This window comes from Nostoc sp. DedQUE04, assembly GCF_034530995.1.
In the GTDB taxonomy this organism is placed as follows: domain Bacteria; phylum Cyanobacteriota; class Cyanobacteriia; order Cyanobacteriales; family Nostocaceae; genus Nostoc.
Genome location: NZ_JAVRCA010000002.1, coordinates 241,664 through 257,260, shown reverse-complemented (window position 1 = coordinate 257,260; position 15,597 = coordinate 241,664). Strand labels below are relative to the sequence as shown.

The following is a 15,597-nucleotide window of genomic DNA, read 5'->3' as shown; positions in this document are numbered from 1 at the left end:
TGGGAACGAGATAATCTGCTAAAAGCTTTTTCTAGACTGGCTTTAACCTTAAGTTGACACTAATGGGCATTGCGCCCCGACGACAGATGTGGATTAAATACATAAAAACTGCTATAAACTCGACTATGACAACGCACTTAACAATGCCCGCTTAAATTCGGCTGCACTCTTAAAGTGAATTTCTGGCTTATCAACCAACGCCAAATCAATCACCTGCGCTAGGGGTTGCATAATTGTTGCATCTCGTTGGCGAATTGGTATGGGATTATTCTGTAAAACTGCCAGAAAAGGGTCGCCTATGAAGTTGCGGGGGAAACAACCTGTTAGCATATTGTAGAGACAAGCCGCAACTGCCCAAATATCTACCTCCGGTTGGGCATATTTAAAGTTAAGCACCTGCTGTCGCGGCATAAAAACGGGAGTACCAGCTTGAGTCCCAGTCAAAGTTTGACCACTTAAACCAGCTAAGTCAAAGGCCTTAGATAAGCCGTAATCACCGATTTTTGCCACCAGCTTTCCGTCAATCTTAGTCAAGAAGATGTTACTCGGTTTGAGGTCGCGGTGAACTATACCTTTACCTTTGCCAAACTTCCCATCAGCCAGTTTGACATAAGGAAGTTCAACATTGTGGGCATATTCTAAAGCGTCTAAAATTTGGAGAATAATCGGTACTGCAATATCAACAGACAATCGCCCACCCAGTTGTTGCATGAAATCCCATACAGTACCGATCTCACAATATTCCATTGTAAAAAAGAAGATAATTTCCGAGAAGCTACAATCCATCAGTTGCACTACATGAGGATGTTGCAAAGCCTTGGTGTTTTCAGTCTCCTGGAGAAACATCTGCACAGCGAAGTCATTCGCCGCCACTGCTGGTAACATGACCTTTAAGGCTATGAACTTGCCAGACTGATTATGCTGTGCTAAATAAACTTCTCCGAATTCACTCGTGCTGAGAAGTTTGACAAGATTATAACCGCTAATTGCTTTGAGGTTGCGATCGCCACTCTCAGCCAATTTCAGAAAGTATTTGATGATGTCTAAGAAATAAGTTTGTTGTACTGGGTTATTTTTAACAGTAACATCATCAGGGATGAAGGTTGGTAGATTTACTCGATCTGGATGTATTTCTATACTAACTTTAAAGACAGTGTGACCTAAATTGATTTCGTCGCCTGTTCGTAAGTCATACTCTGGAAATTGGAATTTTACAGCTTCTTCAGCCGTTTGATTTCGTTGGCGTTGTCCGATGTTTTTACCGTTAATGTAAGTGCCATTTTTACTACCAAAGTCCCGCACCCGAATATCAGGAGGATTAATATCTAGTAGACAGTGATAGCGGGAGATGCCCCGATGATTCTCATCATCTGGTAACTGAGGATTGCAATCTGGACTTCTACCGATTATGCAACTACTGCGGCAATCAAAAATATATTGCTGTCCTAATAATTGTCCTTGGATAACGGTAAGGATGATTTTAGCTGGCATCTTAACAATAAAAAATTAATGCCCACGATCATAACTTACCTGTATCAGATATCACAGTGGTGAACCACTCATATCCCGCTAATATTTGAAATTAACGGTTCCCCTTCCTGTAGGTGTGGTTGCAATACCCAGCAATTCTCGAAACTCCAAAGTTTCATTGATTTATAACTTGTAAATATATTCGCGTGAACTCACTCCTAACCCTTTACTACAAGTAAGGGTAAGAAAATTTTTCCTCTCTTTCTCGTAGCAAAGTTAGAAGGTGAGGTTCTACTTGAAGTCTTCTACTGCTGTTTTAACAGTATGTACTTATTTTTTCTAATACTCAGAATGGGTATACTGCCTCTATGCCTACAGAAAAATTTATGGATATTTTATTTTATAACTGGCAACACACACTCCAACCCTTTGGCGTCGATCGAGTAGCGGCTGAGAAAGCCTTTAATTTCTTGGTTGAAGCTTACTCTACCCCTGATCGCTATTACCATACATTGAAACACATTGATCGCGTTCTTAGCACAATTGAGGTTTTGCAAGGCTACACCAATAACCTAGCTGCTGTTCAACTAGCGGCCTGGTTTCACGATGTAGTGTATGACACTGAAGCCAAAGATAACGAAGAACGAAGTGCAGACTACGCTTTTGAGTTGCTGAGTAATTTGGGTATTCCAGAAAGTATTATAACTACTGTCACCCGTCTGATTCTGAACACTAAAAACCACCAAGCTGCGGTAAATGACTATGATAGCCAAGTCCTAGTTGATGCAGATTTAGCGATTTTGGCTACTAACCAAGTTGATTATCAAGAATACGCCCATGCTATTCGTCAGGAATATGGCTGGGTGGCAGAGGCAGATTATATCACAGGTCGTCAGAAAATTTTAGAACAATTTTTACAGCGATCGCGTATTTATTTTACGCCTTTAATGTCAGAGTTTGCCGAACCATCTGCTCGTGGCAATATCCAGGCAGAAATTCAATCTTTATCGCCTAGTTAGTTTGACATAACACCATACCGCGCTTGCAGTATGGTGTCTGGTGATTTACCGTCTGCCACCACCACGATGAGGGACTTCAGACACTTCAGTGTCTTCTAGCTTTCTTTTCGGTGCAAACATTTCTTGATGTTGTTGCTGTTGAATTTTTTGTTGTGCAAATTTTACGCGGGTACGAACTCCCACATCGGCATCGGTATCGAGTATTTGCTGAAGTTGATTTGTAATCCGTGACGCTTGATCGGGTAAAGTTACTGCTATAGCGATCGCTAGTGTTTCTAAACTCGTCACTGCTGCATAACGCACTATCCACTCTGGATCTTGAGAAATTACTAATAATGCCTCTAATACCTGAGTCTGAACAGATTCCACTTTCTCAGCAGGTAGTTGCTGCCAGCGCAAAGTGCCTAATCCCCTAGCAGCTGCTCGCCGCACGCTTAAGGAAAAATCGTTTTTTGCTGCCTCTAACAAGGTATCCAGCGCCCGGACATCGCCAATTCCCGCTAAGGCGCGAATAGCCCAGGCTCTAGCACTGTAGTTGTAGTCATCAATTAGTTCCAATAGTGACGGTACTGCAACTTCCCCGATCGCAATTAGTCCATCTACCGCCGCCACTGCTGCCCCTGGATTGTTGTAGCCTAAAGCTGCAATCAGAGTGGGAACAGATTCCTCAATACCAGCTGCCGCTAACTCCTGAACTGCGTCTAATAAGCGATCCGAAGAGTCTGCTTCTTCCACAGCACGAATTAATATTTGGGCCAGGTCACTGTTATTCATAATAATTTGCCATGAGTCATTAGGGATCTGCCAATTGTAGCTTAAGCCCTCCGTAGTTGACATCAGACACAAACCCCCTAGCCCTTATCTCGCAGCTATATTAGGGGTTTATGTGTGGTAAACAGTTAATTTAAGCGTATTAATAACAACTAATGCCTGGGAAATTATGACTACAATAGCGAGTCCATCAAATTTATCACTTTTATCGCACCTGCTGACAAAGTGCTTGTTGCTGTATGGTTAACTTGGTATTCTAGTAATCCTTTAAGAGAAATTAGCTTCAGGCTATTTTCAGCAAGAGTTTCGGCGATCGCATCTGCTGCGGGTAGATAGCCAATCGCTCCCAAGTCTGCTAACACTGCTCGACGCAATTGCAATTTATCTCCTGCCAGGGCTTTTACTAACCGTTCTCCATAAACTGGTTCTTGGGTTAATTGATACATCGCTCGTGCGGCAGCATATTGCACCAATTCGATTGGATGCTCTAAAAATGGTTTTACCAAGGGGATACACTCAGTTGCCCTCAAGGCTCCCAAGGCTTCCAAAATGGCCTCGTAGGGTTGAGATAAATCAGGCTGCTTTGAGATCAGCTGCTCTCCCTGCAAACCTACTTGTAATAACTCGATCAGGGCGGGAATGCAAACTGGATCGCCCAGCATTTCTAAGGATTGTACCGCCGCTTCTCGAACATAAAAATCTGAGCAGTCTAAACACGCAATTAAAGGTGAGACTGCCTGGCGATCGCTTAGTTTCCCTAAAGCCCTAGCTGCGTTACGTCGCAGAGGATATCCGCCTTCTGGTGTTCTGTCGGCTTCATCCTCTAACGCTTTAATCAATCCTGTAACCGCAGCTGCTTCACAGATCCGAAACCTACCCAACCACCAGGCAGCATAAAAGCGCAGACCTAAATCTGCACTCTCAAGATTAGCGATCGCTTGCTCTACTGTTAAAGATTCATCATCGCCAGAGTTACCTGTCGGTGATAAATCTTCAAATTTCTGCGGACTAGAATTCATTTATGAAGAAGGAGCGCTTTGGTCGTTATTTGTTTGAGGTACAGCGTTCAACGGCTGAATGTTAACTATTTTGCCACCCAAACGACTAATTCGCTGCATTTCTTGATTCATCCGGTTCTCAGGTACAGTGAAAAACACACTGGCACTAGAACGAATCGGATAGTTGGTTTTTTCATTTTCTTCAACTTGGCGTAGACCCACTACTTCATACCGAAAGTAGCGATTACTCGTTGATGTACTACTAATTGCTCCAATCATAAAATTAATTCCCAATTTTAAATCGTCATTAGTCATTTGCCCTGAATAATGACTATTGACTAATGACTATTGACACTAAAGAGGTTTCACACTAGCTATTTTACCACCTTGTTTTAACACTCTCTGGAAGTAACTAGATAGTTCTTCATAAGGTATAACCACCGCTTGATTGACGCGGCGTGTGCTGGGATACCCAGATCCAAAAACACCTGCCACTTCAATGCGGTAAAGTCTGCCTTCTTTACCAAAGGTTCCCGCACCACCAAAAGTACTGCTGGGGGTAACGCCTTTTTCAGAAGCAACGTATGAAAAGCCTGAGGAAGCACCAGAGGGAGGAACAACGACGGATGCACTATTGCGACCTAGTTCGCTAGCAAGGCGGGAGTCTTTGCCTTTGAGTTGGGAGGTATCGCTACTGGCATAGCCGCGATAAAGTTGAAATATCCGGGTAAATCCGACAGTTTTTTGTCCTGTTTGGGTTTCAAAGCCGCGATAGTAAGGCACTATATTTTCACCAAAGTTAGATTGATACTCTGGAGAATCGATATAAGAATCAATGTCGGCTTCATATCCTTTGGTTTGATACAAGTCTAAGTGATAGACGACATCAGACTCATCATAAGGGGCACGACCCAACAAATGTTTGTAGTTCAGTTCGATGACGCGAGTTTGGAAGTTGTCGTAGAAAAATTTGGATTTGTACAGTTCCGATTTAGCTACTTGACGCACAAACTCTTGCACTGTATTTTTTCCATCGCGCAGGATCGATTCAGCACTTGTTAGGCGATCGGATGCCAATATGTAGTTGTTGCCCAAGACTTGACGATAGACGGCAGCAATTACTCTTTCTATGTCTTCTTTGGTTGCATTCGGACGCAATTCCACAGGGGACTGATCGCTAAAAGGTTCTGTTCCCAGACGGGAAGCTGCTGTTGTAACGGCCATTGGTAATTTTCCTTTTGTAATTAGTAGTTGGAAAAATTAGGAGTTAGGAGTTAAGAGTTAGAAGTTAAGGTAGGGGTATAGTTAGGAATTTAAAACTCATAACTTCTAACTCCTCACTCTTGACTTCTCACTCCTCACTCCTAACTCCTCACTTAATTCCCCAATTCCCTATTTATACGGCTGTAATGCTAATAACCTTACTGCCCTTAAGATTCAACTGCTGCAATTTGCTAGAAAGTTGCTCGTAGGGTACGATCAATTCCGCAGTACCGCGCCGTACTACAGCTGAGTATGGGGAAGCTGCTTGTAGTACTCTGATCCGGTATGTTTCGCCGCGACCACCTGAAGAGAGACCTGTTAAGGCTCCAGCAGAGACTGGATAAATGGGTGAAGCTAAATTTTTAGCCACTTCCCAAGTGAGGCGTCCTTGTTTTTGTCCTTGAGCGCGATCGCTATTGGCATAACCCCGATAAAGTTGGAACAGTCGGCTATAGCCAACATTTTTCTGTCCTACTTGACTTTTAAAGCCTCTGTAGTAGGGCACAATATTTTCGCCAAAACTCTCTTGATATTCTAATGAGTCAATGTAGGAATTAATCTCAGCTTCATAACCTTGTGAGTTGTAAAGCTCAACATGGTACGAAATCTCTGACTCATCTTCTGGGGCACGCCCCAATAAATGCTTATAATTCAACTCGATAAACCGAGTTTGGGAGTTGGAGTAGAAAAACTTATCCCGATAGAGTTCTGATTGAGCAATGGCTAGCACAAATCCCCTTACGGTGATTACACCTTGCTGCAATAGTGATTCTGCACTCTCTAGACGGTCTCCTTCTAGTAGATATGCATTACCCAAAACCTGACGGTAAGCCGCCCGGATAACCACTGCCACATCGGCTTCTGTTCTATCAGGGCGTAGTTCTACTGGTGCTGAATTTTCAAACGCTGCAATCCCTAATCTTGCTGCTTGTCCCAAAGCTGCCATCTTTTACCTCCTCAGTTTTAACTGCAAAACTGAAAACTTTTTAGAAAATTTTTTCTAGTCTTTTAACAGTCTTTTTGAAATTGACACTCACCTTACTTTAAATCAGGTGATTTTTAAGACATAGCTGCCTTAATATCCTGTTTCCACAGGTTCCCAGGCTCACCTTATCAGTTTGGCAGTCCCTCATGGGAGAGAAAAACCTTCAGAAGTTCTCTGTCAGACACTACGCGTAGCTTCCTTCCCTGTAGGGGGCGCGGACTCGCTAACGTTGCACTAGCATCTTTCCTTCCTTACGGAACGTTCCGCCAACACGTAGCGTCTCCTAAGAGAAGGTAGAAGATTGCGCTCGCTGCCTCACCACATCTGCCACTAGGGCGTAGTGATATCTCCTTACGTTATTTCGGGCGTATACTTTCCCCCAGTCCGAGGGTAGGTGTTTAAATCTTGTACTGACAAAAATATTGTGCCAATTGACGGTAGCTTAAAAGAGGCACTGGGTTGTGAACTTTCCCAAATTTGTAGCAAATACCGTGCTACGTCGGCAGCTTTCATCCCTGTTCTAAAGCAAAAAATACAGAACTACGTTCCTCTTTCTCCAGGGTTTTCTGCTAGTTTTTCTTAAAAAACTGCCCGGAGAGATAAACAACTCATAGAACTTACTTGTCATAAGAGCTGATTTCCTCTCCGGGCTAAAGAAACACTCTAGCTTAGAGTATTGATTACATAGTCGATGTAGGAATTTGCTTCAACACCTGGATCGCCGCTTAGACCGTGGTTAGCTTTGATGTACTTGAGAGCTTCAATGTACCAGCTAGGAGACAGATCAAAAGTCCGGTTGATTTCAGCCAAGCCAGAAATCAAGAAGTCATCCAAGGGGCCTGTGCCACCAACAACTAAAGCGTATGTGATAATCCGCAAGTAGTAGCCGACATCACGTACACACTTGCTCTTGCCGCGTGCATCAGCCGCGAAGTTGGGCCCTTGTTGTTGAGTGGTGTAAGGGTACTTGTTATACACCGCTTGAGCAGCACCTTCAGTCAAGCGTTGAGCATTGGCGCTTAAAGCTTTTGCTGCTTGTAAGCTAGCTGGAGCTTGACGGAAGCGACCAAAAGCAACTTGAATTTCGGTGCTGCTGAGGTAGCGTCCTTGAGAATCAGCCGATGCAATTGCTTCAGTTAGAGGTGTTTTTGACATTTTGCTATCTCCCTTTTACAAACTTTATGGTTGAAATTTTGTTTTGTCCTATGGACAATTATTTAGTCAACATCAGCAATGCTTGGCTTAAGCCACAGCAGCAGCAGCACGATCGAAATAGCTAGCTATTTCAGATGACAGAGCGCTGCAATCTCCTCTGGTGATGTTGTTGGGATCGTTGACAATGGCCAAAGAAGCTTGTTTCAGCTTTTGAATACCAACAGCAACTGAAGCTCCTGGGGTTCCCAATGCTAAATAGGTTTCCCGCAAACCATTGAGGGCACGGTCATCTAGCACGCTGGAATCGCCAGCAAAGATAGCGTAGGTGATATAGCGAAGAATGATGTCCAAGTCTCTGATGCAAGCAGCAGCGCGACGGCTGGTGTAAGCATTACCACCAGGAGTGATCAATTGGGGTTGTTCTGCCCATAAATCACGAGCGGCAGCAGCAACAAGAGCAGACGCATTGCTGGTAATCCGGTTAACGGCATCTGTACGCTTGTTACCATCTTTGACTAGTTCGCTCAACGCATCCAATTGTGCATCGGAGAGATATTCCCCACGTGTATCAGCTTGGGAAACTACTTTTGCAAATGCATCTAAAACCATTGCGTTAAATCTCCTACTTTGCTTGGTTAAGAATAATTGGACTCAAAACTGAGTGGTTCAGTTGATTTTTGATGTCAGCACTGCCTGACGAGTTACGAAAGGTTTAAAACAGACATCCCAAAAATAAGTTTACGATCTCCAGGCTTTCAGATTAAAACTTTTGTTAAAAAACTTCAAACTTCCATGAACGACTGGAAAACCTGATTAAGATGTTGTTTTTTACTTCCAAGTTCTCTTTATACAATGCTGCCGTATCATTATTTATTACAAATTATTGTTATGTTTGTGAAATTTGTTTACATAACTTCATATTTTGGTCTATGTTTAGTTTACGAGCTGAGCGCTGCTCTTGTGGGAGGGCAATAGGTGTTGTAGTTACTGTAACTTTGTAGTTATGTCTGATATGTCTTATGTAAAATTACTCAAATTTATTTTGGAGAAAGGCAATAACGCGCTTGAATGCTTGGGAGTCTTGGTAAAGAAAGCCGTGACCACCCTTAAAGAACTCTAAATACGAACCTGGTATCTGTTTGTGCATTGCCTCAAGATTGGCAGGAGGAGATATGCCATCGTGATGACCGCCGCAGATATAGACAGGAATATGCAGTTGAGAAAGTCGATTATATGTATCGTGAGCAGCACGAGCCTCAAGCTGGCGACGACGCCCAACTTCACGACTTGGTTGGTCTGTACCCGCTTGAAAAACTGCTAGTGTCAGCTTCACTAATTCCTGAAATTGTGTAGTTCGGCTAGAGAGCCAAGCTTCCTCTTGCCAACGCGTATCAGCAATTGTGATTTGCCGATGAGCTAGTTCTTCAGTAGGAAGGTTCGCAAGTTCATGTAGTGGATATGACGACCCACCAGCACCGCCACTACTGGTACAGGCCAAAACAAGACGTTTAACGCGGTGTGGATAGCGCAGTGCCAACTCTTGGGCTACCATACCCCCAAAGGAAATTCCGATGACATGAGCGTTCTCCCACCCGACTGCATTTAACAAAGAGTCTGCATCGGCGGCGTAATCTGCTATGGTGTAAGGAATATCAGGTTTTGAGGTTTGACCCAGACCGCGCTGATCGTAGGCTAAGATTTCAAAGTGTGGGGCTAATGGTGAGTCAAAAATAGTCGGCGATCGCTGCAAATCTACTCCAGTACCACTAATACTGAGCAGGCGTTGACCAGTGCCACGAATCTCATAATACATTTGCAGATCGCGAACAGATACAAATGGCATGAGTATTTTTCCTGATAAATTTTGGCCAATTTGGCTGAAGGAGCGATCGCAATATCTCTAAATAAGCATTTTCCTTGAAATATTGTATGTTATTATACACATTTTAGGGCAGTCAGAATCCTTAAAGGGTGCGCAAGTATAGCACCCTTTAATATGTAGTATTTACTACTTTTTAATTCCTACCAAACACACTGCTAAGGGCACGCGCCATATTTTGCGGCTGCATTGCATCCATTGCGGCGGTGGGTTCGTAGCCACAATGAACCATACAATCGGCACATTTAGGATTACCACTCTTCTGGCCGTATTGACTCCAGTCAGTTTGTGCGAGTAGTTCCTTAAAGGTAGAGTAATAACCTTCGTTTAGCAGATAGCAAGGTTTTTGCCAACCGAGAACGCTATAACTAGGGCTACCCCAAGGCGTGCATTCGTAGTCCTTCTCGCCAGTGAGAAAATCTAGGAACAACGGATTGTGATTGAAGTTCCAGTTTTTTTCACCACTTTTGTAAGGAGCCAGAATTTCTCGGAAGAGGGCGCGGGTTTGTTCGCGGTGGAGAAAATGATCTTGATCTGGTGCCCACTCGTAACTGTAACCGGGAGAAATCATCATCCCGTCAGTATTTAGTGTTTCCAGAAAGTTGAAAAACTCTTGCATATCTTTAGGTTCAGTACCTTCAAAGATAGTGGTGTTAGTTGTAACACGAAAGCCTTTAGCTTTAGCGGCGCGAATGGCTTTAACAGCAATATCAAAAACACCTTTACGATCGACGCAGCGATCGTGTAATTCCCGCATTCCATCTAAATGTACGCTGAAAGTGAGGTAAGGAGAAGGTTGAAACTTATCCAGGCTCTTTTCTAATAACAAACCATTGGTACACAAGTAAATATATTTCTTGCGCTCAATTAATCCCTGAACAATCTCATCAATTTGGGGATGTAGCAGAGGTTCTCCACCAGGAATGGAGACAACTGGTGCGCCGCACTCTTCCACTGCGGCAAAACACTGTTCTGGGGTGAGATTTTGCTTTAAAATTTCCTTTGGATGTTGGATTTTACCACAACCAGTACAGGCGAGATTACACCGGAAAAGAGGTTCTAACATCAACACTAAGGGGAAGCGTTTGCGTCCTTTCAAACGCTGAGTAACAAGATACTTCCCAATATCCATAGCTTGTTGTAGATTAACTGCCATTGTTGCGATCGCTCCTCTTTTAAAGATAAATGCACCACTTTTTCAACCCCAAGATTTATCTGTGGGGTCTTCAGTTTTGAATGCGTGAATTTTGAATTTTGAATTTCCCAGAGGGGTTGACATATCCTTGAGCAACAAACCAATCCACAGCATCTTTGAGTGCGGCGTTTAGCGAAGATTGGGGTAGACCCAACTCTCGTACAGCCTTTGAAGCATTGTAATACATAGGTTGTTTCGCCATCCGAACGCCATCTAATGGTACTGAGGGCGATTTACCCAGTGGTGCGAGAATTTTTTCATCAACCCAGGCAACACTGAGGGGCAACCAAGCGGGTACTGTTTGTTGAGGTGCGCTCAGACCTGTGATATCGGCGAGTTGTTCGAGTAGTTGCTTGAGACTGAGGTTTTGATGACCTAAGATATAGCGATCGCCAGATTTACCCCGTTGCAAAGCCAGTAAATGCCCCCATGCCACATCCCGCACGTCGATAAAATTTAGACCAGTATCCAAGTAAAAGGGCATTTGCCGTCGTAAAAACCGCAAGATTATATCACCCGTCGGGGTAGGTTTGATATCCAACGAGCCAATCGGACTGCTGGGATTGACAATAACTACCTCCTGACCTACGGTAACGGCTTGCATAGCTTCTTGTTCAGCCAGAAACTTAGACTTTTTATAGTCACCCACCAACTTTTCTAAGGGACTCTGATGTGTTTCATTCACAACTTCCCCTGACGCTCCTACCCCAATCGCTGCCACGGAACTTGTGTAGACGGTGCGCTCAATATTAGCTTTGCGAGCTGCTGCCAACACATTGCGCGTACCCAGGACATTGTAACGGTGGAGTAATTCTCGGTCTGTCTGCCAGAGGGAATAATGAGCTGCTACATGAAATAGATATTGACAACCTGCCATTTGTTGCCAGAGATTTGGATCGTTCAAATCGCCTTTGACAATTTCCACATCCAAACCGCGTAGATTTTCCAAATTGCTGGTTGAGCGTACCAGTGCTTTGACGGCATATCCTTCTTGTAGGAGCAACCGTACCAAATGGGCACCAATAAAACCCGTACCCCCCGTGACAAAAACCTGCATCAACTTGCCCCCTGCTCCTCTGCTTCCCTGTTTCCCTTCTTCTTAAATCGGGGAAACCAATCATCCAAAATGGTGTAGACGACTGGCACAACAATCAAACTAAGAATAGTTGAAGTTACTAGTCCACCGGCGATCGCTACAGCCATCGGCGATCGCAATTCGGAACCAGCACCTAAACCCAATGCGATCGGCAGCATCCCTAAAATAGTGGAGGCCGTGGTCATCATAATTGGTCTGAGGCGCACTAGTCCGGTGTTGAGAATCGCCTCTGTACGGTTTAAGCCAGCATTGCGTAACTGGTTGATATAATCTACAAGCAAAATAGCATTTTTATTTGCCAGCCCCAGCAAAAAGACGAAACCGATCAATGAGATCATACCAAAGTCGCTCTTGGTAATTAGTAGCGCCAACATCGCCCCCACTAGTGCTAAAGGCAAAGAGACACCAATAACTAAAGGGTCTACCCAGCTTTTGAATAGTAAAATTAGTACCACAACAATACATAGGGCAGATAGAGCTAAAGTACTGCCGAAACTGCTAAAAACCTTATTTTGGTTAGCAGAGTCTCCTCCTAAATTTAAAGAAACATTAGAGGGTAACACTGCGTTTGCTTCAGCTACCACTTTGTCAGTGGCATCACCCAAAGACAGATCCTTGCCAAGATTAGCACTGATGTAGGCCACCCGCTGATTATTCAGACGCTCGATCTGAAAAACCGTGCCTTGTGGATTCGTTTCACCTGTAACTGTGACATCAACGAATCCCGGTAGCCTTTGAATTCTTTCTTTAATTGCTTTGACTGCTTTGCTCAAAGCTTGGAGATTATCACCTTGTAATGCTATTTGCAGGGGTTTTTGACCGCCAGAATCGACAAATTGAATATCTTCAACACTAGTAGTTACCCCAGAAAGAACAGGTAAGGAGGAGCGCAATTGGTCTTGTAATTCCGCAGTTGTAATTGTGCGATTTTCCTTTAACTTTACATATAGTGTCCCTTTATTTGGTTCACCCTCACGAGAACCAACGGTGGTAAATACTGTTTCAACTGCTGGTGATTTTCTGACTACATTTTCTAATTTCTTCGCAACCTCAAGAGAATCATTTAAAGGGTTGGGGATTGGGGATTGGGGACTGGGGATTGGGGACTGGGGACTGGGGACTGGGGATTGGGGATTGGGATTTATCCCTTGCTCCTCTGCTTCCCTGCTCCCCTGCCCCTCTGCTCCCCGGTCACTGAGCGTAGCCGAAGTGCTGCTCCCCTGCCCCTCTCCTCCACTAGGAATACTCGGCAAAGGAGCCGTATAAGCAATATTAAATTCGCCGCGATCGAGTTTGGGAATAAATCCTTTGGGAATTAGTGGAATCAGTGCTATACCTGCGATGAAACTGAGTGCAGCTAACCCGATAACTATCTTGCGGTGATTTAAAGACCAACTGAGCAAATTTCTGTAAGATTGGGTAAACGCCACCCAGATTTTTGCTTCTCGACGCGGGGAGAGTGAGGATTTAGGTTTGAGCCAGTAGATAGCCAGAACTGGAGATAAAGTCCGAGCAACTAGCATAGAAGCAAGCATTGCCGCGGATACAGTGATGCCAAAAGGCTTGAAGAACTGACCAATTACCCCACCCATTAAACCTATGGGTAGAAAAACTGCTACTGCTGTTAAAGTGGCGGCGGTGACTGTCAACCCAATCTCATTTGTCGCTAAAAGCGCTGCTTGGCGAGGAGTTTCTCCATCTTCAACGTGTCGCATGATGTTTTCCACATCGACGATCGCATCATCAACAATGCTACCAATCACCAAAGCTAAAGCCAGCAGGGTGATTGTTTCCAGGTTAAAGCCGAAAATCGCCATGACGATAAATGTAGCCAGCAAAGACGTGGGAATCGCTAAGGCAGAGATCAGAGTTGCCCGCCAATTCCATAAAAAAGGAAAAATTACCACTATTGACAACAAGACTGCTTCCAGCAAAGCATCGATTGTTGACTGGGTGGCTTGGCGGATATATTCTGCTTGGGTGGCAGCTAAGGTGAGTTTGACATCTTTGAGGGTACGTAGCCTTTGAACTTCTTTCTCAACCCGACTCACTACTTCCAAAGTATTAGCATTACCGCGTTTGATTACCTGAAATGCGAGTGCATCTTGACCGTTAAACCGGACTAATGTCGCCCCACCTTGGGGAGCTGTTGCACTCGCATTCGCTGGATTTATCGGAGGAGTTGCCGTCGCAGCGCCTAGTAGTGAGACTTTTAATACTCCTGGTAATTTAGCGATCGCACTGACAATCTCATCTTGCGCCAACTTCGTCAAATCTTTGAGATTCCGTGTAGGACTCTCTATGGCATAACTAATGGCGGCTGACTCGTTTAGATTTAGGGGAATAATTTTAGAAGTCGCTCCTTGAGGTAAAGTTAGCTGCTTTAGGGCAGTTTCAACCTTTTTGGTCGATGTTTCTAAATTCGTCCCAACCGCAAAAGAAAGGGCAACAGCTGTTTGACTAGGATAGGTTGATGAGCGGATATTCTCCAGTCCTTCTAGGGAGCGGAGGCGTTCTTCTAGGGGTTTAGTGAGCTTCGCTTCTGTATCCAGGGCAGTTGTCAGAGGAGCTGTAGCATTTACAACCACCACTGGAAAGGTAATATCTGGAAACAAGGCATACTTAAGGGAACTGAAAGCTAGAACTCCAGCTACCGTTACGGCAATCCAAAAACTCACCGTCAGCCACGAAAATTGAATCGCCAATTTGGAAATATTGAAGAGTTCTCGTGCGGATTTGGAGTTATGAAGCTTTACCATCTTTGAAAATTATCGTGTGGATGACACAATTATTTAGTCATGCTACAGCAATCATCTTCGGTTTGCGAATTTTGGTTACTACTAAACGGTAATATTACTTATTGTCACAAAGAAGAATCGCGCCACGCCCGTCTACTTCAAACATTAATTGACCGTTAAAACTTGAAACTATCGAGACTAGTGCCTAATCTTTTGCCCATTAACACAATTTTGGTGCCTCAAGGAGCAGAATATAAAGCTGTGTGTCGCGGATTAAGCGGCATTACTGCCTCCATCCCAAAAGTAGTACCCATACCTGTTGGGATGAAACCTTTACTCAAATACCTGCAACAAGGACAATTTCTGACTCCAAAATCCAGAGTACTGATTATGGGTATATGTGGCAGCTTGAGCGATCGCTATACAGTTGGCGATCTTGTGCTGTATCAAAATTGTATTTATCAGGGGAAACAGCAAGAATGCGATCGCACTTTCACAGCACAATTGCACTCTTACATATCAGAAAAAGCCTTATTAGTCAAGTCACTGACAAGCGATCGCGTGATTTGGTCTGCTGCCGAAAAACATCATTTGGGTAAGACTTTGGCGGCTGATGTTGTTGATATGGAAGGATTTACCGCTTTAGAATTTTTCAATGCGGCTGAGGTGTCTGTGGCAATGCTGCGAGTAGTCAGCGACGATTGTCAGCATAATATCCCCGATCTCACACCAGCAATTAACTCTGATGGCTCTCTAAACCCTTTTCCGTTAGCGATCGCCATGCTTCGACAACCTTTTGCCGCTACTCGGTTGATTCGAGGTTCATTAACAGCATTAAAAGTATTAGAGCAAGTTACAAATCGGCTCTTTTCAGGCTCTAGCAATAAATAATCTGTTGCGTCTTTACAGCAATTTTTAGATAAATAACCATGCCGTAAGGGCACAGCAAAGCTGTGCCCTTACAAAATATAGCAATCCAAAATCATTTGTGAAAATATCTTTTTACTCTCTTTGCATTTTCTGTGTCT

At 44.0% G+C, this 15,597-nt stretch carries 14 protein-coding genes; 2 read left to right on the top strand and 12 right to left on the bottom strand.

Annotated elements, in window-relative coordinates:
• Positions 1-123: 123 nt before the first annotated feature.
• Positions 124-1,491 (bottom strand): protein kinase domain-containing protein, encoded by a 1,368-nt coding sequence (locus RM049_RS02535; RefSeq protein WP_322703040.1) that lies wholly within the window; start codon positions 1,489-1,491, stop codon positions 124-126.
• Between the two features lie 347 nt (positions 1,492-1,838).
• On the opposite strand from RM049_RS02535, the gene RM049_RS02530 reads away from it, so the two are divergent.
• Positions 1,839-2,489 (top strand): hypothetical protein, encoded by a 651-nt coding sequence (locus RM049_RS02530; protein WP_322673577.1) that lies wholly within the window; start codon positions 1,839-1,841, stop codon positions 2,487-2,489.
• Between the two features lie 45 nt (positions 2,490-2,534).
• Here the strand turns inward: RM049_RS02530 and RM049_RS02525 are convergent, their stop codons facing one another.
• The 11 genes from RM049_RS02525 to RM049_RS02475 all read right to left on the bottom strand — a co-directional run bounded on the left by RM049_RS02525 (position 2,535) and on the right by RM049_RS02475 (position 14,590).
• Positions 2,535-3,326 (bottom strand): HEAT repeat domain-containing protein, encoded by a 792-nt coding sequence (locus tag RM049_RS02525; RefSeq protein ID WP_322673576.1) that lies wholly within the window; start codon positions 3,324-3,326, stop codon positions 2,535-2,537.
• Between the two features lie 107 nt (positions 3,327-3,433).
• The gene (locus RM049_RS02520) at positions 3,434-4,279 is read right to left on the bottom strand and encodes a HEAT repeat domain-containing protein (RefSeq protein ID WP_322703039.1); all 846 of its coding nucleotides are present in this window, start codon (positions 4,277-4,279) and stop codon (positions 3,434-3,436) included.
• Positions 4,280-4,573 carry a phycobilisome linker polypeptide gene (locus RM049_RS02515; RefSeq protein ID WP_322703038.1) on the bottom strand — a complete coding sequence of 98 codons (294 nt, stop codon included), beginning with the start codon at positions 4,571-4,573 and terminating at the stop codon, positions 4,280-4,282.
• A 39-nt stretch (positions 4,574-4,612) separates the two neighbouring features.
• Complete coding sequence (locus RM049_RS02510) at positions 4,613-5,482, bottom strand: phycobilisome linker polypeptide (RefSeq protein ID WP_322703037.1); 870 nt, start codon at positions 5,480-5,482, stop codon at positions 4,613-4,615.
• Between the two features lie 172 nt (positions 5,483-5,654).
• Positions 5,655-6,467, bottom strand: a complete 813-nt coding sequence (locus RM049_RS02505; RefSeq protein ID WP_322703036.1) for a phycobilisome rod-core linker polypeptide — start codon at positions 6,465-6,467, stop codon at positions 5,655-5,657.
• Positions 6,468-7,169: 702 nt separating this feature from the next.
• A complete protein-coding gene (gene cpcA, locus RM049_RS02500) occupies positions 7,170-7,661 on the bottom strand; it encodes a phycocyanin subunit alpha (protein WP_322673571.1) in 492 nt (163 codons plus the stop codon).
• An 87-nt stretch (positions 7,662-7,748) separates the two neighbouring features.
• Positions 7,749-8,270, bottom strand: a complete 522-nt coding sequence (locus RM049_RS02495; protein ID WP_229495790.1) for a phycocyanin subunit beta — start codon at positions 8,268-8,270, stop codon at positions 7,749-7,751.
• Between the two features lie 418 nt (positions 8,271-8,688).
• Positions 8,689-9,504, bottom strand: coding sequence for an alpha/beta hydrolase (locus RM049_RS02490; protein WP_322673569.1), 816 nt, complete (start codon positions 9,502-9,504; stop codon positions 8,689-8,691).
• A gap of 172 nt (positions 9,505-9,676) precedes the next feature.
• The gene (gene hpnH, locus RM049_RS02485) at positions 9,677-10,696 is read right to left on the bottom strand and encodes an adenosyl-hopene transferase HpnH (protein WP_322673568.1); all 1,020 of its coding nucleotides are present in this window, start codon (positions 10,694-10,696) and stop codon (positions 9,677-9,679) included.
• Positions 10,697-10,766: 70 nt separating this feature from the next.
• Entirely contained in the window at positions 10,767-11,792 is a 1,026-nt protein-coding gene (hpnA, locus tag RM049_RS02480) for a hopanoid-associated sugar epimerase (protein WP_322703035.1), read from the bottom strand.
• A complete protein-coding gene (locus RM049_RS02475) occupies positions 11,792-14,590 on the bottom strand; it encodes an efflux RND transporter permease subunit (RefSeq protein ID WP_322703034.1) in 2,799 nt (932 codons plus the stop codon). Before RM049_RS02475 ends, hpnA begins: the two co-directional genes overlap by 1 nt.
• A gap of 180 nt (positions 14,591-14,770) precedes the next feature.
• Here RM049_RS02475 and RM049_RS02470 point away from each other — a divergent pair, with 180 nt between their 5' ends.
• The gene (locus RM049_RS02470) at positions 14,771-15,460 is read left to right on the top strand and encodes a phosphorylase (protein WP_322703033.1); all 690 of its coding nucleotides are present in this window, start codon (positions 14,771-14,773) and stop codon (positions 15,458-15,460) included.
• Positions 15,461-15,597 lie beyond the last annotated feature (137 nt).

Coding starts and splice junctions, on each gene's coding strand:
- RM049_RS02490 (WP_322673569.1), bottom strand. CDS start 9,504: ATGCCATTTGTATCTGTTCGCGATCTGCAAATGTATTATGAGATTCGT.
- hpnA (WP_322703035.1), bottom strand. CDS start 11,792: ATGCAGGTTTTTGTCACGGGGGGTACGGGTTTTATTGGTGCCCATTTG.
- RM049_RS02505 (WP_322703036.1), bottom strand. CDS start 6,467: ATGGCAGCTTTGGGACAAGCAGCAAGATTAGGGATTGCAGCGTTTGAA.
- RM049_RS02520 (WP_322703039.1), bottom strand. CDS start 4,279: ATGAATTCTAGTCCGCAGAAATTTGAAGATTTATCACCGACAGGTAAC.
- RM049_RS02525 (WP_322673576.1), bottom strand. CDS start 3,326: ATGTCAACTACGGAGGGCTTAAGCTACAATTGGCAGATCCCTAATGAC.
- hpnH (WP_322673568.1), bottom strand. CDS start 10,696: ATGGCAGTTAATCTACAACAAGCTATGGATATTGGGAAGTATCTTGTT.
- RM049_RS02510 (WP_322703037.1), bottom strand. CDS start 5,482: ATGGCCGTTACAACAGCAGCTTCCCGTCTGGGAACAGAACCTTTTAGC.
- RM049_RS02515 (WP_322703038.1), bottom strand. CDS start 4,573: ATGACTAATGACGATTTAAAATTGGGAATTAATTTTATGATTGGAGCA.
- RM049_RS02475 (WP_322703034.1), bottom strand. CDS start 14,590: ATGGTAAAGCTTCATAACTCCAAATCCGCACGAGAACTCTTCAATATT.
- cpcA (WP_322673571.1), bottom strand. CDS start 7,661: ATGTCAAAAACACCTCTAACTGAAGCAATTGCATCGGCTGATTCTCAA.
- RM049_RS02530 (WP_322673577.1), top strand. CDS start 1,839: ATGCCTACAGAAAAATTTATGGATATTTTATTTTATAACTGGCAACAC.
- RM049_RS02535 (WP_322703040.1), bottom strand. CDS start 1,491: ATGCCAGCTAAAATCATCCTTACCGTTATCCAAGGACAATTATTAGGA.
- RM049_RS02495 (WP_229495790.1), bottom strand. CDS start 8,270: ATGGTTTTAGATGCATTTGCAAAAGTAGTTTCCCAAGCTGATACACGT.